This is a genomic window from Streptomyces ambofaciens ATCC 23877, assembly GCF_001267885.1.
Lineage (GTDB): Bacteria > Actinomycetota > Actinomycetes > Streptomycetales > Streptomycetaceae > Streptomyces > Streptomyces ambofaciens.
The window spans coordinates 5,415,443-5,433,641 of the sequence record NZ_CP012382.1; the positions used below are offsets into that span (position 1 = coordinate 5,415,443).

Sequence of the window (18,199 nt, forward strand, 5' to 3'; positions counted from 1 at the left end):
TAAATGGCACGGCGATACGACACCAACGACGCGACCGACCGTGTGACCGGTCTGCGCGAGGCCGCGTCCGCCGTCCGCCGTGGCGAGCTCGTGGTGCTGCCGACGGACACGGTGTACGGCATCGGCGCCGACGCCTTCACCGGGGAGGCCGTCGCCGACCTGCTGGACGCCAAGGGCCGGGGCCGCAACATGCCCACGCCCGTCCTCATCGGCTCGCCGAACACCCTGCACGGCCTGGTCACCGACTTCTCCGAGCTGGCCTGGGAGCTGGTCGACGCCTTCTGGCCCGGCGCGCTGACGCTGGTCGCCAAGCACCAGCCGTCCCTCCAGTGGGACCTCGGCGACACCCGTGGCACGGTCGCCGTCCGCATGCCGCTGCACCCCGTCGCCATCGAGCTGCTCACCGAGGTCGGCCCCATGGCCGTCTCCTCCGCCAACCTCACCGGCCACCCGGCGCCCGAGGACTGCGACGCCGCCCAGCAGATGCTCGGCGACTCCGTCTCCGTCTACCTCGACGGCGGCCCCACCCCGGGCAACGTCCCGTCGTCCATCGTCGACGTCACCCGCGAGGTGCCCGTGCTGCTGCGCGCGGGCGCGTTGTCGGCCGAGGAACTGCGCAAGGTGGTACCCGACCTCGAGGTGGCGAATTGACGGCCCCTGGGACGGGGCGTGGCATAGGCAGCGCAGAACGCGCCGCGGAGATCACGACGACGTTCGTCGGGCTTCCGCGCGACAGCTTCCGCATCCTCCACGTCAGCACCGGAAACGTCTGCCGCTCGCCCATCACCGAGCGGCTGACCCGGCATTTCGTGACGGAGCGGCTCGGCGTGCTCGGCGGCGGCCTGATCGTGGAGAGCGCCGGCACCTGGGGCCACGAGGGCGCGCCCATGGAGGCGAACGCGGAGACGGTCCTCGCGGACTTCGGCGCGGACGCGGCCGGCTTCACCGGGCGGGAGCTGCTCGACGAGCACGTGATCCGCGCGGACCTCGTGCTCACCGCGACGCGGGACCACCGCGCCCAGGTCATCTCGATGGGGCACTCGGCGGGGCTGCGCACCTTCACCCTCAAGGAGTTCACCCGCCTGGTGAACGCCATCGACCCGGCCACCCTGCCCTCCCTGGACGAGGGCGTGGTCACCCGCGCCCGTGCGCTGGTGCGGGCCGCGGCGGCGCTGCGCGGGTGGCTGCTGGCGCCGACGGCGGAGGCCGACGAGGTCTACGACCCGTACGGGGCGCCGCTGCCGTTCTTCCGGTCGATCGGGGACGAGATACACCAGGCACTCGATCCCGTGGTGACGGCGCTGACCGGGGTCGCGGCGCGGACGTGACGGGCGCCGCCGGGGACGGCCGGCCCGGCGGGCGCCGCCCGGATGCGCGGCACCTCGGGCGGCTTCGGCGCCCCGGGCCTACATTGGTCGTACGTCACCGTCGACGCACGCCCGGAGCGCACCATGTCGGTCACCCACGACGTCCTCGAGGCCGATGACAGCGGGCTCGGTGTCCTGCTGCGCCAGGATCACGAGCTCGCCGAGATCCTCCTCGCCGAACGGCGCCGCCAGTCGACGACCCTCCAGCTGATCGCCGCCGAGAACTTCACGTCCCCCGCCGTGCTGGCCGCCCTGGGGTCCCCGCTGGCCAACAAGTACGCCGAGGGCTACCCCGGCGCCCGGCACCACGGCGGCTGTGAGATCGCCGACGTCGCCGAACGGCTCGCCGTGGAGCGCGCCCGGACCCTCTTCGGCGCCGAGCACGCCAACGTGCAGTCCCACTCCGGCTCCTCCGCCGTGCTGGCCGCCTACGCCGCGCTGCTGCGCCCCGGCGACACGGTCCTCGCGCTCGGCCTCCCCTACGGCGGCCACCTCACGCACGGCTCGCCCGCCAACTTCTCCGGCCGCTGGTTCGACTTCGTCGGCTACGGCGTGGACGCGGAGACCGGGCTGATCGACCACGACCAGGTGCGCACCCTGGCCCGCACGCACCGCCCCAAGGCGATCGTGTGCGGCTCCATCGCCTACCCCCGCCACCTCGACTACGCCGCCTTCCGCGAGGTCGCCGACGAGGTGGGCGCCTACCTCATCGCGGACGCCGCCCATCCCATCGGGCTGGTCGCCGGGGGAGCGGCGCCCAGTCCGGTGCCGTACGCCGACATCGTGTGCGCCACCACGCACAAGGTGCTGCGCGGTCCGCGCGGCGGAATGATCCTTTGCGGGAGCGACCTGGCCGAGCGGGTCGACCGGGCCGTGTTCCCGTTCACCCAGGGCGGCGCGCAGATGCACACCATCGCCGCCAAGGCCGTCGCGTTCGGCGAGGCGGCGACCCCGGCCTTCGCCGGGTACGCCCATCAGGTGGTCGCCAACGCCCGCGCCCTCGCGGCCCAGCTGGCCGCCGAGGGTCTGGTCGTCACCACCGGCGGCACCGACACCCACCTGCTCACCGTCGACCCGGCGCCGCTCGGTGTCGACGGCAGGACCGCGCGGGGGCGGCTCGCGGCCGCCGGCATCGTCCTGGACTGCTGCGCGCTGCCGCACGGCGACGCCCGCGGGCTGCGCCTGGGCACGGCGGCCCTGACCACGCAGGGCATGGGGGAGCGGGAGATGCGGGCGGTGGCCACCCTGCTCGCCGAGGTGTTGCGAGGCGGGACGGACGCGGTCACGGCGCGGGACGACGTACGGCATCTGGTCGCGGAATTCCCACCGTATCCGGAGTGAGGCAGGGTAGGGGACGCGCGTGCACCGCCACACGTGCAACCATCGTCGCTACCCGGAAGTCCTCAACCGTATGCGCTCATCGCTAGGGTGTGGGGCTGGGAATGGCCAGCGAGACCTGTGGGGAAGCCCGTGCGTGAATACCTGCTGACGCTCTGCGTGACGGCCGCGGTGACGTATCTGCTGACAGGGCCGGTACGGAAGTTCGCGATCGTGGCGGGAGCGATGCCGGAGATCCGGGCACGTGACGTGCACCGGGAGCCCACTCCGCGCCTCGGCGGGATCGCGATGTTCTTCGGGCTGTGCGCGGGCCTGCTGGTCGCCGACCACCTCACCAACCTGAGCGAGGTCTTCGAGAGCTCCAACGAGCCGCGTGCCCTGCTCTCCGGCGCGGCCCTGATCTGGCTGATCGGCGTCCTGGACGACAAGTTCGAGATCGACGCCCTGATCAAGCTCGGCGGGCAGATGATCGCCGCCGGCGTGATGGTGGTGCAGGGTCTGACGATCCTGTGGATCCCCGTCCCCGGCGTCGGCAACGTGGCGCTGACCCAGTGGCAGGGCACCCTGCTGACGGTCGCGCTGGTCGTCATCACCATCAACGCGGTCAACTTCGTCGACGGCCTCGACGGTCTCGCGGCGGGCACGGTGTGCATCGCGGCGGCGGCGTTCTTCATGTACGCCTACCGGATCTGGTACTCGTACGGCATCGAGGCGGCCGCCCCCGCGACGCTGTTCGCGGCCATCCTCATGGGCATGTGCCTGGGATTCCTCCCGCACAACATGCACCCCGCCCGGATCTTCATGGGCGACTCCGGCTCGATGCTGATCGGCCTGGTGCTGGCGGCGGGCGCGATCTCGGTGACGGGGCAGGTGGACCCGGACGCGATGCGGCTGTTCTCCGGCTCCGAGCGCAACACCGTGCACCAGATGGTGCCGGTCTACATCCCGCTGCTGATGCCGCTGACCATCATCGCCATCCCCGCCGCCGACCTGATCCTGGCGATCGTGCGGCGCACCTGGCGGGGCCAGTCGCCGTTCGCCGCGGACCGCGGACACCTGCACCACCGGCTGCTGGAGATCGGGCACTCGCACAGCCGCGCGGTGCTGATCATGTACTTCTTCTCGGCGCTGATCGCCTTCGGGGCCCTGGCCTTCTCGGTGAACGCCGCTTCGATGTGGATCGTGCTGGGAGTCGTCTTCCTGAGCGCGATCGGTCTGGTCCTGCTCCTGCTGCCGCGCTTCACACCGCGCGCCCCGCGCTGGGCCGAGCACTTCGTGCCGCCCCGCTACCGCCGCCGCAAGGCCGCCGTCGAGGCCGGGCCCGCGGTGGCCGCGGACGAGGTCGAGGACGAGCGCGTCCCGGTCGCCGCGGGTGTCTCGGGCGTCAACGGGGCGACCGCCGTCGGCCCCCGTTCGCGCGCAAGGTAAGAATCTGACTAGAGCATTGCCAAGTCGTGGGGGAACGAACTGCCCCATTACCAGACAAGTGGGCGCAGTGACTGCACAGACGCGCACTGTCACTCTCATGTGTGACAGCAAGCACACCCACAGGTAAAGACCTCATCAAATAGTTTGTGATACGGTTCACGAGAACCCCCGGGTAGAGCCTAAGGACCGTAGTGCGACGGTCTCTTGGCCGTCAGGACCTCGTTCGGCCCGGGACTACGCTCGTCCATGACGACACCCTGCCCCCTGTGAAAAGCGGAGTTGCCGCCATGCCGTCCAATGACGTCCGGACCTTGCTTCAGGCTGCCGTGCCCACGGCTGCCGTCGGCGCCGTAGCCGCCGTCGTCAGCGCCGTGGTCGCCGGCGGCAAGGGGGCGGTCGGTGCCGTCGTCGCGACCGTGCTGGCGATGCTCTTCATGGGGATCGGTCTCTACGTCCTCCAGCGCACCGCCAAGACGCTTCCGCACCTTTTCCAGGCGATGGGCCTGATGCTCTACGCGGCTCAGATCCTGCTGCTGTTCGTCTTCCTGGCCACGTTCAAGAACACGACGCTGTTCAACCCCCGGTCCTTCGCCATCACTCTGGTCGTCGCCACGCTCACGTGGATCGCCGCGCAGACGCGGGCGCACATGAAGGCCAAGATCCTCTACGTCGAACCCGACTCGTCGAGCGACAAGCCCGAGAAGACGGGCCACTCGTCGTGAGGGGTAGGGCCGGGATAAAGAGGCATGTGAAGTCCTGCTATCGTCCGGTGCCAACTGCGGCATCGCGGGCGCGGGCATCCGAGCTGACGCCTGCTCATTCGCGAGGCGAGATGCCCCACAGCCGCCCCCACATCCGTAACACCAGTCCCGTGCCGAACTGCGGTCACGCGCCGCGCCGACACAACGAGGTTGCCGTACCCATGCGCCACGATGAAGGAGCCCGCGGTGAGTGCTGACCCGACGCAGGTGCTCGCCTTCGAGACCGACTGCCACATCTTCGACGGATGTGGCTTCCCGGCTCCCGGCCTGCACTCGTTCCTCTTCGAGCCGCTCTGGGGCAACGCAGACGGCAACGGCCTGTACTTCAACAAGCCGATGCTCCTGGCGCTGCTCGGGTCGATCGTCATCGTGGGCTTCTTCTGGGCGGCGTTCGGCAAGCCGAAGGTCGTCCCGGGCAAGCTCCAGATGGTCGCCGAGGCCGGATACGACTTCATCCGCCGCGGCGTCGTCTACGAGACCCTCGGCAAGAAGGAAGGCGAGAAGTACGTCCCGCTCATCGTGACGCTCTTCTTCTTCATCTGGATGATGAACCTCTGGTCGATCATCCCGGTCGCCCAGTTCCCGGTGACGTCGATCATCGCCTACCCCGCCGCCATGGCCGCGATCGTCTACGTCCTGTGGGTGTCGCTCACCTTCAAGCGCCACGGCTTCGTCGGCTTCTTCAAGAACGTCACCGGCTACGACAAGTCACTCGGCGCGGTGCTGCCGCTCGCGATGACGATCGAGTTCTTCTCGAACCTGATCGTCCGCCCCTTCACGCACGCCGTCCGGCTCTTCGCGAACATGTTCGCGGGCCACACGCTGCTGCTGCTCTTCACCATCGCCAGCTGGTACCTGCTGAACGGCATCGGCATCGCCTACGCCGGCGTCTCGTTCGTCATGACGATCGTCATGACGGCCTTCGAGCTCTTCATCCAGGCCGTGCAGGCGTACGTGTTCGTGCTGCTGACCTGCACCTACATCCAGGGCGCGCTCGCCGAGCACCACTGAGTCCCGCCCGGCCTCACACCCCAGCCGTCCGGTGGCCAACCCCCACCGGTCCGTAAAGAAAAGGAAGAACTGGCATGTCCCAGACCCTTGCTGCCGTCGAAGGTTCGCTCAGCTCCGTCGGTTACGGCCTGGCCGCCATTGGCCCCGGCGTCGGCGTCGGCATCATCTTCGGTAACGGCACCCAGGCCCTCGCCCGTCAGCCCGAGGCTGCCGGCCTCATCCGCGCCAACCAGATCCTGGGCTTCGCCTTCTGTGAGGCGCTCGCCCTGATCGGTCTCGTCATGCCGTTCGTCTACTAAGACGAACCTGACGACCGTCCCTTTCGACGAAAGGCACTGATGTGACATCCGCCCTGGTTTTCCTGGCGGCTGAGGGGGAGAAGGAAAATCCCCTCATTCCGCCGTGGCCGGAAGTTGTCATCGGCCTCCTCGCTTTCGTCATCGTCTTCGGCTTCCTCGCCAAGAAGCTGCTCCCGAACATCAACAAGGTTCTGGAAGAGCGCCGCGAGGCCATCGAGGGCGGTATCGAGAAGGCCGAGGCCGCGCAGACCGAGGCCCAGAGCGTCCTGGAGCAGTACAAGGCCCAGCTCGCCGAGGCCCGGCACGAGGCCGCGCGCCTGCGCCAGGAGGCGCAGGAGCAGGGCGCCACGCTCATCGCCGAGATGCGCGCGGAAGGCCAGCGGCAGCGTGAGGAAATCATCGCCGCCGGTCACGCCCAGATCCAGGCCGACCGCAAGGCCGCCGCGTCCGCGCTGCGCCAGGACGTCGGACAGCTGGCCACTCAGCTGGCCGGCAAGCTCGTCGGCGAGTCCCTCGAGGACCACGCCCGGCAGAGCCGCGTCATCGACCGCTTCCTGGACGAGCTGGACGACAAGGCGACGAAGGCCGAGGCCACGCGATGAACGGAGCGAGCCGCGAGGCCCTTGCCGCCGCACGTGAGCGTCTCGACGCGCTGACGGACTCCACGTCCGTGGACGCCGGCTCGCTCGCCGACGAGCTGGCCGCCGTCACCGCGCTGCTCCACCGCGAGGTATCGCTGCGTCGGGTCCTCACCGACCCGGCGCAGGGCGGCGAGGCCAAGGCCGAGCTCGCCCAGCGACTCCTCGGCACCCAGGTCAGCGGCCCCGCCGTCGACCTGGTGTCCGGAATGGTGCGTTCCCGCTGGTCGCAGTCCCGCGACCTGGTGGACGCGCTGGAGGAGCTGGCGAACACCGCCGACCTCACCGCGGCCCAGAAGCGGGGCCGGCTCGACAACGTCGAGGACGAGCTGTTCCGGTTCGGCCGGATCGTCTCCTCGACCACCGAGCTGCGCGCCGCGCTGACCAACCGCTCGGCCACCACCGCGGCCAAGGGCGAGCTGCTGCGCAGCCTGCTCGGCGGTCGGGCGGAGGTGACGACCGAGCGTCTGGTGACGCGCCTTGTCACCGCGCCGCGGGGACGTAGCCTGGAGACGGGACTCGAGTCCCTGTCCAAGCTCGCCGCGGACCGGCGGGACCGCATGGTCGCCGTCGTCACCTCGGCGGTGCCGCTGAGCGACCCGCAGAAGCAGCGCCTCGGCGCGGCTCTCGCGAAGATCTACGGCCGCCCGATGCACCTCAACCTCGACGTGGACCCCGAGGTCCTCGGCGGGATCCGGGTGCAGGTCGGTGACGAGGTCATCAACGGCTCCATCGCGGACCGCCTGGAGGACGCCGGCCGCCGCATGGCGAGCTGACGCTCCGCGCCACAACAGCACAACAAGCAGTACGTACTTACGACGGCCCTGGTTGGGCCGTGCAGAGGATTCACCTCTCATTGGGGGGAGTCCCGACTCGTGGAATACCCCCCAAGTGAAACTTCGGGCCCAACAAGGAGAGCAGGGAACTCAGATGGCGGAGCTCACGATCCGGCCGGAGGAGATCCGGGACGCACTGGAGAACTTCGTCCAGTCGTACAAGCCGGACGCGGCCTCGCGCGAGGAGGTCGGTACGGTCACCCTTGCCGGCGACGGCATCGCGAAGGTCGAGGGCCTGCCCTCGGCCATGGCCAACGAACTGCTGAAGTTCGAGGACGGCACCCTCGGCCTCGCCCTCAACCTGGAGGAGCGCGAGATCGGTTGCGTCATCCTCGGTGAGTTCAGCGGTATCGAGGAGGGCCAGCCGGTCACCCGCACCGGCGAGGTCCTGTCGGTCGCCGTGGGCGAGGGCTACCTCGGCCGCGTGGTCGACCCCCTCGGCAACCCGATCGACGGCCTCGGCGAGATCGAGACCGAGGGCCGCCGCGCCCTCGAACTGCAGGCCCCCACGGTCATGCAGCGCAAGTCGGTGCACGAGCCGATGGAGACGGGTTACAAGGCCGTCGACGCCATGACCCCGATCGGCCGTGGTCAGCGTCAGCTGATCATCGGCGACCGCCAGACCGGCAAGACCGCCCTGGCCGTCGACACGATCATCAACCAGCGTGACAACTGGCGCACCGGCGACCCGAACAAGCAGGTCCGCTGCATCTACGTCGCCATCGGCCAGAAGGGCTCCACCATCGCGTCGGTCCGCCGCGCGCTGGAGGAGAACGGCGCGCTGGAGTACACGACCATCGTGGCCGCCCCCGCGTCCGACCCGGCCGGCTTCAAGTACCTGGCGCCGTACACCGGCTCGGCCATCGGCCAGCAGTGGATGTACGAGGGCAAGCACGTCCTGATCATCTTCGACGACCTGTCGAAGCAGGCCGACGCCTACCGCGCCGTGTCGCTGCTGCTGCGCCGCCCGCCGGGCCGCGAGGCCTACCCGGGTGACGTCTTCTACCTGCACTCCCGTCTGCTGGAGCGCTGTGCCAAGCTCTCCGACGCCGAGGGCGCCGGTTCGATGACGGGTCTGCCGATCGTCGAGACCAAGGCCAACGACGTGTCGGCGTTCATCCCGACCAACGTCATCTCCATCACCGACGGCCAGTGCTTCCTGGAGTCCGACCTGTTCAACGCCGGTCAGCGTCCGGCCCTGAACGTCGGTATCTCGGTCTCCCGCGTCGGTGGCTCCGCCCAGCACAAGGCCATGAAGCAGGTCTCCGGCCGACTGCGCGTGGACCTCGCCCAGTTCCGTGAGCTGGAGGCGTTCGCCGCCTTCGGTTCCGACCTGGACGCCGCGTCGAAGTCGCAGCTGGAGCGCGGTCAGCGCATGGTCGAGCTGCTGAAGCAGGACCAGTACCAGCCGATGTCCACCGAGGACCAGGTCGTCTCCGTCTGGGCCGGCACCACCGGCAAGATGGACGAGGTGCCGGTCGCCGACATCCGCCGCTTCGAGAAGGAGCTCCTGGAGTACCTGCACCGCAAGGAGCAGGGCCTCATGACCTCCATCCGCGAGGGCGGCAAGATGTCCGACGACACCCTGCAGGCCATCGCCGAGGCGATCACGGCGTTCAAGAAGCAGTTCGAGACATCGGACGGCAAGCTGCTCGGCGAGGACGCCCCGTCCGCCGCCAAGTGACGTAAGGAAGGGACCTGACTCATGGGAGCCCAGCTCCGGGTCTACAAGCGTCGCATCCGATCCGTCACCGCGACCAAGAAGATCACCAAGGCGATGGAGATGATCGCCGCCTCGCGCGTCGTCAAGGCGCAGCGCAAGGTGGCGGCCTCCACGCCGTACGCGCAGGAACTGACCCGCGCGGTCACGGCGGTCGGCACCGGGTCGAACACGAAGCACCCGCTGACCACGGAGGCGGACACCCCGACCCGTGCCGCGGTTCTGCTCCTCACGAGCGACCGCGGCCTGGCCGGCGCCTTCAACTCCAACGCCATCAAGGCGGCGGAGCAGCTGACCGAGCGCCTCGAGCGCGAGGGCAAGCAGGTCGACGCCTTCATCGTCGGCCGGCGCGGTCTCGCCCACTACAACTTCCGTGAGCGCAAGGTCGCGGAGTCGTTCACGGGCTTCACCGACGAGCCCTCGTACGCGGACGCCAAGAAGGTCGCGGCGCCGCTGATCGAGGCCATCGAGAAGGAGACGGCGGAGGGCGGCGTGGACGAGCTCCACATCGTCTACACCGAGTTCGTCTCGATGATGACGCAGACGGCGATCGACTCCCGGCTGCTTCCGCTGCGCCTCGAAGAGGTCGCGCAGGAGTCGACGGCGAAGGACGAGATCCTCCCGCTGTTCGACTTCGAGCCGTCGGCGGAGGACGTCCTCGACGCCCTGCTGCCGCGCTACGTCGAGAGCCGCATCTACAACGCGCTGCTGCAGTCGGCCGCTTCCAAGCACGCCGCCACGCGGCGCGCGATGAAGTCGGCCACCGACAACGCGGGTGAGCTGATCAACACGCTCTCCCGTCTTGCCAACGCGGCCCGCCAGGCCGAAATCACCCAGGAAATCAGCGAGATCGTCGGTGGCGCGAGCGCACTGGCCGACGCGACCGCGGGGAGTGACAAGTAATGACCACCACTGTTGAGCCGACCGCTGCGTCGGGCGTGGCCACCGGCCGCGTCGCGCGGGTCATCGGCCCGGTCGTCGACGTGGAGTTCCCCGTCGACGCGATGCCGGAGATCTACAACGCCCTGCACGTCGAGGTCGCGGACCCGGCGCAGGCGGGCGAGCTGAAGACGCTGACCCTGGAGGTCGCCCAGCACCTGGGTGACGGCCTGGTCCGCACCATCTCCATGCAGCCCACCGACGGCCTGGTCCGCCAGGCCCAGGTCACCGACACGGGCTCGGCCATCTCCGTGCCCGTCGGCGACTTCACCAAGGGCAAGGTGTTCAACACCCTCGGTGAGGTGCTGAACGTCGACGAGACCTACACCGGTGAGCGCTGGCCGATCCACCGCAAGGCGCCGAACTTCGACGAGCTCGAGTCGAAGACCGAGATGTTCGAGACCGGCGTCAAGGTCATCGACCTGCTGACCCCGTACGTCAAGGGCGGCAAGATCGGCCTGTTCGGCGGCGCCGGCGTGGGCAAGACGGTGCTCATCCAGGAGATGATCTACCGCGTCGCCAACAACCACGACGGTGTCTCCGTGTTCGCCGGTGTCGGTGAGCGCACCCGTGAGGGCAACGACCTCATCGACGAGATGAGCGAGTCCGGCGTCATCGACAAGACCGCGCTGGTCTTCGGTCAGATGGACGAGCCGCCGGGCACCCGTCTGCGCGTCGCGCTGGCCGGCCTGACCATGGCCGAGTACTTCCGCGACGTCCAGAAGCAGGACGTGCTGTTCTTCATCGACAACATCTTCCGCTTCACCCAGGCGGGCTCCGAGGTGTCGACCCTGCTCGGCCGCATGCCCTCCGCGGTGGGCTACCAGCCGAACCTGGCCGACGAGATGGGTCTCCTCCAGGAGCGCATCACCTCGACCCGTGGTCACTCGATCACCTCGATGCAGGCGATCTACGTCCCCGCGGACGACCTGACCGACCCGGCCCCGGCCACCACCTTCGCCCACCTCGACGCGACGACGGTGCTCTCCCGTCCGATCTCGGAGAAGGGCATCTACCCGGCCGTGGACCCGCTGGACTCGACGTCCCGCATCCTCGACCCGCGGTACATCGCGGCGGACCACTACCAGGCCGCGATGCGCGTGAAGAACATCCTGCAGAAGTACAAGGACCTGCAGGACATCATCGCGATCCTCGGTATCGACGAGCTCGGCGAGGAGGACAAGCTCGTCGTCCACCGTGCCCGTCGCGTGGAGCGCTTCCTGTCCCAGAACACCCACGTCGCCAAGCAGTTCACCGGCGTGGACGGTTCGGACGTGCCGCTGGACGAGTCGATCGCCGCGTTCAACTCGATCTGCGACGGTGAGTACGACCACTTCCCGGAGCAGGCGTTCTTCATGTGCGGTGGCATCGAGGACCTGAAGAAGAACGCGAAGGAGCTGGGCGTCTCCTGAGCCTCGTGCTCGACGTGGGCCTCACGGCTCACACCGGAGGGGGCGGGCACGTCCCGTCCCCTCCGTCACGCCCCTTAGACTTGTAACCAACACCCGGCTCTCCGGCCGGGTGGTGACCCGAGGAGCCACCTTGGCTGCTGAGCTGCACGTCGCGCTGGTCGCGGCCGACCGAGAGGTCTGGTCCGGCGAGGCCACCCTGGTCGTCGCGCGCACCACGTCCGGCGACATCGGCGTCATGCCCGGTCACCAGCCGCTGCTCGGTGTGCTGGAGTCGGGCCCGGTGACCATCCGTACGAGTGATGGTGGGACGGTCGTCGCCGCGGTGCACGGCGGTTTCATCTCGTTCGCGGACAACAAGCTGTCGCTGCTGGCCGAGATCGCCGAGCTGTCGGACGAGATTGACGTCCAGCGCGCGGAGCGGGAGCTCGAGCGCGCGAAGGCGGAGGGCGACGCCCACGCCGAGCGTCGCGCGGACGTCCGACTGCGCGCGGCGGCGGGACGCTGATCCACAGCACTGTGCGATAGCGTCGTGCTATGACGTCACTCAGCCGCGGCTGGGACCGGAGTGATCCGGACCCGGCCGCGGCTGAGGCAGATCCGGGTGTTTTTTCCGTTCCGTTACCTAGGAGACGAGGAGGTCGGTGTCGATGGTCCTCGCTCTGACTGTGTGCGGAATTGTCGTCGCCCTGGTGGTGATCGGACTCTTCGTCTTCGGGCTGCGCCGGCGGCTGATCCAGCGGTCGGGCGGCACCTTCGACTGTTCTCTGCGCTGGGACGCCCCCGAGGAGGGCGACGCCGCCGGCAAGGGCTGGTCCTACGGGGTGGCCCGCTACAACGGGGACCGGGTCGAGTGGTACCGCGTCTTCTCGTACTCCCCTCGCCCGCGCCGCGTCCTGGAACGTTCGGCGATCGAGGTGGCCGGCCGCCGTGTGCCGGACGGCGAGGAGGAGCTGGCGTTGCTCTCGGACGCGGTCGTGCTCGCCTGCGTCCATCGGGACACCCGACTCGAACTGGCGATGAGCGAGGACGCGCTGACCGGATTCCTGGCGTGGCTGGAGGCGGCCCCACCCGGACAGCGAGTGAACGTGGCGTAGCCACCTTCACTCGCTGGGTGGCCCTCCCCCGGACTCCGTCCGGGAGAGGGCCGACGTCGTTCGGGGACTCGGTTACTTCAGGCCGCTGCTGATGGCGCCCACCAGCTCGCCGTTGGCCGTGTCACCGCTGAACTCCCAGAAGAACGCACCGCCGAGGCCCTGGTTCTTGGCCCAGGTCATCTTGCCCGCGATGGTCGACGGGGTGTCGTACGACCACCACTGGTTGCCGCAGTGCGCGTACGCCGTGCCGGCGACCGTGCCGGTGACCGGACAGGCGTTCTTCAGGACCTTGTAGTCCTCGATACCGGCCTCGTAGGTGCCGGGTGCCGCGCCGGTCGCCGTGCCGCCGGGAGCGGACTGGGTGACGCCGGTCCAGCCGCGGCCGTAGAAGCCGATGCCGAGCAGGAGCTTGGCGGACGGCACGCCCTTGGCCTTGAGCTTGGCGATCGCGTCCGCGGAGTTGAAGCCCGCGGTCGGGATGCCGGAGTACGAGGTCAGCGGGGAGTGCGGGGCGGTCGGGCCGGTGGTCGCCCAGGCGCCGAAGTAGTCGTACGTCATCACGTTGTACCAGTCGAGGTACTGGGAGGCGCCGCCGTAGTCGGCCGCGTCGATCTTGCCGCCGGCGGAGCCGTCCGCGGTGATGGCGGCGGTGACGAGGTAGTTCGAGCCGAACTCGTTGCGCAGCGCCTGGGAGAGGTTCTTGAAGGCGGCGGGGCCGGAGGTGTCGCAGGTCAGGCCGCAGGCGTTCGGGTACTCCCAGTCGATGTCGATGCCGTCGAAGACGTCGGCCCAGCGCGGGTCCTCCACGACGGCCTTGCAGGACTTGGCGAACGCGGCCGGGTTCTGCGCCGCCTGGCCGAAGCCGCCGGAGTAGGTCCAGCCGCCGAAGGAGTACAGCACCTTGATGTGCGGGTACTTGGCCTTCAGCTGGCGCAGCTGGTTGAAGTTGCCGCGCAGCGGCTGGTCCCAGGTGTCGGCGGTGCCGCTGACGGACTGGTCGGCGGTGTAGGCCTTCTCGTACGCGGCGAAGGTGTCGTCGACGGTGCACTGACCGTTCTTGACGTTGCCGAACGCGTAGTTGATGTGGGTGATCTTGGAGGCGGAGCCCGAGGTCACCAGGTTCTTGACGTGGTAGTTGCGCCCGTAGACGCCCCACTCGGTGAAGTAGCCGAGGTTGACCTTGCCGCTCGGGCCGGGCTCGCCTCCGCCGCCGCCGGTGGTGCGGACCTTGACGGCGCCGCTGGCCGGACCGGTCTGGTCGGCGGTGTCGCGGGCCTGGACGGTGTACGAGTAGTCGGTGCCCTTGGTCAGGCCGGTGTTGGTGTAGGTGGTGCCGGTGACGGTGGCGACCTTCGTGCCGTCGCGCAGGACGTCGTAGTTCTTGACGCCCTTGTCGTCGGTCGCCGCCGACCAGGACAGCTTCACCGAGGTGTCGGTGACGTCCGAGGCGGTGGGCGTGCCGGGCGCGGAGGGGGCGGCGTCGCCGGGGACGGAGGTGCCGTCGCAGCTGCCGCCGTTGAGCTTGCAGTTCGAGGGGGAGCCGGGGCCGCTGCCGTTGAAGCCGAAGGAGACCGAGGCGCCGGGGGCGAGCGTCCCGTTCCAGCCGACGTTCTTGGCGGTCCAGTGGTCACCGGAGTTGGTGACCGTGGCGTCCCAGGCCGAGGTGACCTTGGTCCCGGAGGGGAAGTCCCACTCGACGGTCCAGGAGTTGATGGTGGTGGTGCCGGTGTTCTTCACCGTCCAGTTGCCGCCGAAGCCCGTGCCCCAGTCCGAGGTCTTGGCGAAGGTGGCCGTCGCGGTCGTGGCCGCCTGGGCCGGACTCGCGAGGCCCACCAGACCGGCCAGCGGGAGCGACAGGGTCGCGAGCAGTGCCGCGGCTCTGTGTCTGAAGCGCATGCTGCGCCTCCTTATGTGGGGTTGTCGGCGCGGGCCGACTGAGCCATCGGCCCGCAGTGCCGCGAGAATAGAAAGGTCTGGACCTTAGGTCAATAGGTCTGGACCAGTGTCCCGATGGCCCGTTAGATCCCCAACTCCTGCGCCAGCATCGCCGCTTGCACCCGGCTGCGCAGCCCCAGCTTGCCCAGCAGACGGCTGACGTGCGTCTTCACCGTGGCCTCGGCCATGTTCAGGCGGTCCGCGATCGCCGCGTTGGGCAGCCCTTCACCGAGACACGAGAGCACCTCGCGCTCGCGCCGGGTCAGCTCCTCCAGCACCGCCGGATCGGCGGTCGGCTCCCGGACCGGCTTGGCGGCGAACTCGGCGATCAGGCGCCGGGTGACGGCCGGGGCCACGATCCCCTCCCCGTTCGCCACCGTGCGCACGGCCGTGAGCAGGTCCTTGGCCTCCGTGTTCTTGAGCAGGAACCCGGCGGCTCCCGCCCGCAGCGCCCCGAAGACGTACTCGTCCAGGTCGAAGGTGGTCAGCACCAGGACGTCGGCGAGCCGCTCGTCGACCACCATCCGGGTCGCCGACACCCCGTCCAGCCGCGGCATCTGCACGTCCATCAGCACCAGGTCCGGCCGCAGCTCCCGGGCCAGGGCCACCGCCCGCTCGCCGTCCGCGGCCTCCCCGACCACCTCGATGTCCGGGGCACTGCCCAGGATCAGCACCAGTCCGGCCCGGACGGCCGACTGGTCCTCGGCGACGAGGACGCGGATCATGTCGGGTCTCCTTCGGTCAGGGGCAGCGCGGCGCGTACGTCCCAGATCTTGCCGCCCGCCGAGTCGGGGTCCGCCACCGGACCGGCCTCGAAGGTGCCGTGCAGCAGCGCGGTCCGCTCCCGCATACCGACCAGCCCGGCGCCCGACCCGGGGGCGCGCGGGGTGTCGCGGTCGCCGTACGGGCTGGTCACCCGGACGTGCAGGACGTCGTCGTGCCGGGTGAGCGCGACCCGTACCGTGCCCGGCGCCGCGTGCTTGAGCGCGTTGGTGAGGGACTCCTGGACGATCCGGTACGCGGCCAGCTCGACCGGCGCGGGCAGTCCCTCGCCGGGCGCCGCCTCCAGGGTGACGTCGAGCCCGTTGGCGCGGGCGCCGTCGACCAGGGCGCCGATGCCGTCCAGGGTGGGGGCCGCGGCGGGCTCGGTGTCCCCGCCGGTGTCCCGCAGGATGCCGATCAGCCGCCGCATCTCGGCCAGCCCCTCGACGCTGTTCTCGCGGATCACGCCGAGCGCCTGCCGGGTGGTCGCCGGGTCGTCCAGGGAGAGCGCGGCCGTGGAGTGGATGGCGATCGCGGAGAGGTGGTTGGCCACCATGTCGTGCAGCTCGCGTGCCATCCGGGAACGCTCCGCGGTCACCGCCTGCACGCGGTCCATCTCGGCCAGCAGCGCGGTCTGCTCGGCCCGCAGCCGGGCGGCGTCGGCGGCCTCCCGGTGACTGCGCACGATCAGCCCGGTCGAGGCGGGCGCGAACGACACGATTCCGACGGCCACCCCGATGAGCAGCGCCTCGGGCACCCGCCACAGCGCGAACGGCACGACCGTCCCGGCCACCGTGAGCAGCCCGGTGATCCACGGGATGCGGCGGGCCGAGGCGGGCGGGCCGTAGAGCACGGCGGCGTACATCACGTCGGTGTACATGATCACCGTGACCAGGTTGCCCTGCGTGAGCGTGTCCGCGACCAGCGCGGCCGTACCGATCAGCAGACCGGTCCGCGGCGCGGCCCTGCGCAGCAGCTCACAGCCCGCCATCACCACCAGCGGGAGCAGCAGCGGCCAGCGGCCGTCGAACAGCACGATCGGCTCGCCGGCCGGGCGGACCCCCAGCCCGATGCCCCACAGCAGCAGCCCGCCCAGCAGACCGGCCGACGCGGCGTACACGTCGAAGCGGCGCGGGCGGGGGAGTCGTGGGGCCATGCCACCATCCAACACGGCGCGCACCCCGCCCGCCTGATCCGGCGGGAGGGTCCCGCACTGCATCTTTCGATGTAGCGCAGGTTCGTCACCGGCGACGACGATCCGGGCCGCCGCGCACGGGAGCCTGGAAGGGCGATCGAGAGGAGCGAACCGTGATCGTCACGTTGATCATCGTCTGCGAGATCGGCTTCTGGGTCCTGCTGGCGGCCGGACTGGCCACCCGCTACCTGCTGCGGATGCCGCACACGGGCATGGCGCTGCTGCTGTGCGAACCGCTGCTGGAGGTCGTGCTGCTGATCGTCACCGCGCTGGACCTCGAGAACGGAGCCGACCCGAGCTGGAGGCACGGCCTGGCGGCCCTGTACATCGGCTACACCGTCGGCCACGGCCACCGCACCGTGAAGTGGCTCGACGGCCACGCCGCCCACCGGCTCGGCGGAGCCCCGAAACCGGCCGGGCCGCCGCGCCACGGCATGGCCCGCGCCCGGCACGAGGGCAGGGTGTGGCTCGGCACGCTGCTCGCCGCCGCCGTGGCGACCGGACTGCTCCAGCTCGCCATGTGGTACGTCGACGACCCGAGCCGCACCGGCTCCCTGGAGGCCTGGCAGTACACCGCCTGGCGCGCCGCCGGCATCCACGGCCTGATCGCGCTGACGTACCTGATCTGGCCGAAGAAGGCCCCGGCCGAGACGGCCCCGGTCACCTCCGGGCGCGAGGCGCGGAAGGAGGGCGTGGGCCGATGAGGTTCCTGTCCGAGCGGCACCTGTGGGAGGGCGGGGCCACGTTCCTGGTCGGCCTCGCCCTGTGGTGGTTCACCGGGGACGTGGACGTCCCCGTGGTCACCCCGACCAAGGTGGGGGTCGCGCTGATGTGCTTCGGCGGCGCGCAGACCGCGTGGGGCGTGTACCGGTCGGCGCGCCGGCCCGCCTAGCGCTCCCCGCCCGGCACCCACAGCACGTCGCCGACCTCCTTGTTGGCCACGCGGGCCAGGATGAAGAGCAGGTCGGAGAGCCGGTTGAGGTAGGTCGCGGCCAGCGGGTTCATCGTCTCGCCGTGGACCTCCAGCGCCGCCCAGGTGGAGCGCTCGGCCCGGCGGACCACCGTGCACGCCTGGTGCAGCAGGGCCGCGCCGGGCGTGCCGCCGGGCAGGATGAAGGAGCGGAGCTTCTCCACCTCGGCCAGGAAGCGGTCGCAGTCGGCCTCCAGCTTGTCGACGTAGAACTGCTCGACGCGCAGCGGCGGGAACTTCGGGTCCTGCACCACCGGCGTCGACAGGTCCGCGCCCACGTCGAAGAGGTCGTTCTGCACGCGGACTAGGACCTTGACGATCTCCTCGTGCAGGCCGCCGAGTGCGATCGCCGTGCCGATCACCGCGTTCGCCTCGTTGGCGTCGGCGTACGCGGAGATCCTGAGGTCTGTCTTGGGGGTCCGGCTCATGTCACCGAGGGCGGTGGTGCCCTGGTCGCCGGTCCGGGTGTAGATGCGCGTCAGGTTGACCATGAG

Annotated in this window: 20 protein-coding genes; 16 read left to right on the forward strand and 4 right to left on the reverse strand. The window is 69.9% G+C overall.

Annotation, left to right across the window (positions count from 1 at the left end):
- Nucleotides 1-3 precede the first annotated feature (3 nt).
- The 14 genes from SAM23877_RS24235 (at nucleotide 4) to SAM23877_RS24300 (ending at nucleotide 12,843) form a co-directional block, all read left to right on the forward strand.
- Entirely contained in the window at nucleotides 4-651 is a 648-nt protein-coding gene (locus tag SAM23877_RS24235; RefSeq protein WP_053137111.1) for an L-threonylcarbamoyladenylate synthase, read from the forward strand.
- A complete protein-coding gene (locus SAM23877_RS24240) occupies nucleotides 648-1,328 on the forward strand; it encodes an arsenate reductase/protein-tyrosine-phosphatase family protein (protein ID WP_053137114.1) in 681 nt (226 codons plus the stop codon). Before SAM23877_RS24235 ends, SAM23877_RS24240 begins: the two co-directional genes overlap by 4 nt.
- Nucleotides 1,329-1,451: 123 nt before the next feature.
- The gene (locus SAM23877_RS24245; protein ID WP_053142823.1) at nucleotides 1,452-2,708 is read left to right on the forward strand and encodes a serine hydroxymethyltransferase; all 1,257 of its coding nucleotides are present in this window, start codon (nucleotides 1,452-1,454) and stop codon (nucleotides 2,706-2,708) included.
- A 129-nt stretch (nucleotides 2,709-2,837) separates the two neighbouring features.
- Entirely contained in the window at nucleotides 2,838-4,133 is a 1,296-nt protein-coding gene (locus SAM23877_RS24250; protein ID WP_053137117.1) for an MraY family glycosyltransferase, read from the forward strand.
- Nucleotides 4,134-4,420: 287 nt separating this feature from the next.
- Entirely contained in the window at nucleotides 4,421-4,855 is a 435-nt protein-coding gene (locus SAM23877_RS24255) for a Cg1360 family ATP-synthase-associated protein (protein WP_053137120.1), read from the forward strand.
- A 210-nt stretch (nucleotides 4,856-5,065) separates the two neighbouring features.
- Nucleotides 5,066-5,905: a F0F1 ATP synthase subunit A gene (gene atpB, locus SAM23877_RS24260; RefSeq protein ID WP_053137123.1), complete on the forward strand. Its 840-nt coding sequence runs from the start codon at nucleotides 5,066-5,068 to the stop codon at nucleotides 5,903-5,905.
- A gap of 74 nt (nucleotides 5,906-5,979) precedes the next feature.
- Nucleotides 5,980-6,204, forward strand: coding sequence for an ATP synthase F0 subunit C (gene atpE, locus SAM23877_RS24265; RefSeq protein ID WP_030545783.1), 225 nt, complete (start codon nucleotides 5,980-5,982; stop codon nucleotides 6,202-6,204).
- 41 nt (nucleotides 6,205-6,245) lie between these two features.
- Nucleotides 6,246-6,806: a F0F1 ATP synthase subunit B gene (locus SAM23877_RS24270; RefSeq protein ID WP_079030398.1), complete on the forward strand. Its 561-nt coding sequence runs from the start codon at nucleotides 6,246-6,248 to the stop codon at nucleotides 6,804-6,806.
- The gene (locus SAM23877_RS24275; protein WP_053137126.1) at nucleotides 6,803-7,618 is read left to right on the forward strand and encodes a F0F1 ATP synthase subunit delta; all 816 of its coding nucleotides are present in this window, start codon (nucleotides 6,803-6,805) and stop codon (nucleotides 7,616-7,618) included. The genes SAM23877_RS24270 and SAM23877_RS24275 overlap by 4 nt, the downstream gene beginning before the upstream one ends.
- Nucleotides 7,619-7,772: 154 nt before the next feature.
- The gene (gene atpA / locus SAM23877_RS24280) at nucleotides 7,773-9,362 is read left to right on the forward strand and encodes a F0F1 ATP synthase subunit alpha (RefSeq protein ID WP_053137129.1); all 1,590 of its coding nucleotides are present in this window, start codon (nucleotides 7,773-7,775) and stop codon (nucleotides 9,360-9,362) included.
- Between the two features lie 21 nt (nucleotides 9,363-9,383).
- Nucleotides 9,384-10,301 carry a F0F1 ATP synthase subunit gamma gene (locus SAM23877_RS24285; protein WP_053137131.1) on the forward strand — a complete coding sequence of 306 codons (918 nt, stop codon included), beginning with the start codon at nucleotides 9,384-9,386 and terminating at the stop codon, nucleotides 10,299-10,301.
- Nucleotides 10,301-11,749 (forward strand): F0F1 ATP synthase subunit beta, encoded by a 1,449-nt coding sequence (atpD, locus tag SAM23877_RS24290; RefSeq protein ID WP_053137134.1) that lies wholly within the window; start codon nucleotides 10,301-10,303, stop codon nucleotides 11,747-11,749. Before SAM23877_RS24285 ends, atpD begins: the two co-directional genes overlap by 1 nt.
- A 130-nt stretch (nucleotides 11,750-11,879) precedes the next feature.
- Nucleotides 11,880-12,254 carry a F0F1 ATP synthase subunit epsilon gene (locus tag SAM23877_RS24295; RefSeq protein ID WP_019326852.1) on the forward strand — a complete coding sequence of 125 codons (375 nt, stop codon included), beginning with the start codon at nucleotides 11,880-11,882 and terminating at the stop codon, nucleotides 12,252-12,254.
- Nucleotides 12,255-12,396: 142 nt separating this feature from the next.
- Nucleotides 12,397-12,843 carry a DUF2550 domain-containing protein gene (locus tag SAM23877_RS24300; protein ID WP_053137137.1) on the forward strand — a complete coding sequence of 149 codons (447 nt, stop codon included), beginning with the start codon at nucleotides 12,397-12,399 and terminating at the stop codon, nucleotides 12,841-12,843.
- A 72-nt stretch (nucleotides 12,844-12,915) separates the two neighbouring features.
- Here SAM23877_RS24300 and SAM23877_RS24305 read toward each other — a convergent pair whose 3' ends face one another.
- The 3 genes from SAM23877_RS24305 to SAM23877_RS24315 form a co-directional block, all read right to left on the reverse strand.
- Nucleotides 12,916-14,739, reverse strand: a complete 1,824-nt coding sequence (locus SAM23877_RS24305) for a glycoside hydrolase family 18 chitinase (protein WP_053137140.1) — start codon at nucleotides 14,737-14,739, stop codon at nucleotides 12,916-12,918.
- A gap of 122 nt (nucleotides 14,740-14,861) precedes the next feature.
- Nucleotides 14,862-15,503 (reverse strand): response regulator, encoded by a 642-nt coding sequence (locus SAM23877_RS24310; protein ID WP_053137143.1) that lies wholly within the window; start codon nucleotides 15,501-15,503, stop codon nucleotides 14,862-14,864.
- A complete protein-coding gene (locus tag SAM23877_RS24315) occupies nucleotides 15,500-16,696 on the reverse strand; it encodes a sensor histidine kinase (RefSeq protein ID WP_053137146.1) in 1,197 nt (398 codons plus the stop codon). The genes SAM23877_RS24310 and SAM23877_RS24315 overlap by 4 nt, the downstream gene beginning before the upstream one ends.
- 152 nt (nucleotides 16,697-16,848) lie before the next feature.
- On the opposite strand from SAM23877_RS24315, the gene SAM23877_RS24320 reads away from it, so the two are divergent.
- Both SAM23877_RS24320 and SAM23877_RS24325 read left to right on the forward strand, forming a co-directional pair.
- The gene (locus tag SAM23877_RS24320) at nucleotides 16,849-17,439 is read left to right on the forward strand and encodes a hypothetical protein (RefSeq protein WP_053137149.1); all 591 of its coding nucleotides are present in this window, start codon (nucleotides 16,849-16,851) and stop codon (nucleotides 17,437-17,439) included.
- Nucleotides 17,436-17,627 carry a DUF5708 family protein gene (locus tag SAM23877_RS24325; RefSeq protein ID WP_053137151.1) on the forward strand — a complete coding sequence of 64 codons (192 nt, stop codon included), beginning with the start codon at nucleotides 17,436-17,438 and terminating at the stop codon, nucleotides 17,625-17,627. The genes SAM23877_RS24320 and SAM23877_RS24325 overlap by 4 nt, the downstream gene beginning before the upstream one ends.
- Here SAM23877_RS24325 and SAM23877_RS24330 read toward each other — a convergent pair.
- Nucleotides 17,624-18,196 carry a cob(I)yrinic acid a,c-diamide adenosyltransferase gene (locus SAM23877_RS24330; protein WP_053137154.1) on the reverse strand — a complete coding sequence of 191 codons (573 nt, stop codon included), beginning with the start codon at nucleotides 18,194-18,196 and terminating at the stop codon, nucleotides 17,624-17,626. The genes SAM23877_RS24325 and SAM23877_RS24330 overlap by 4 nt on opposite strands.
- Nucleotides 18,197-18,199 lie beyond the last annotated feature (3 nt).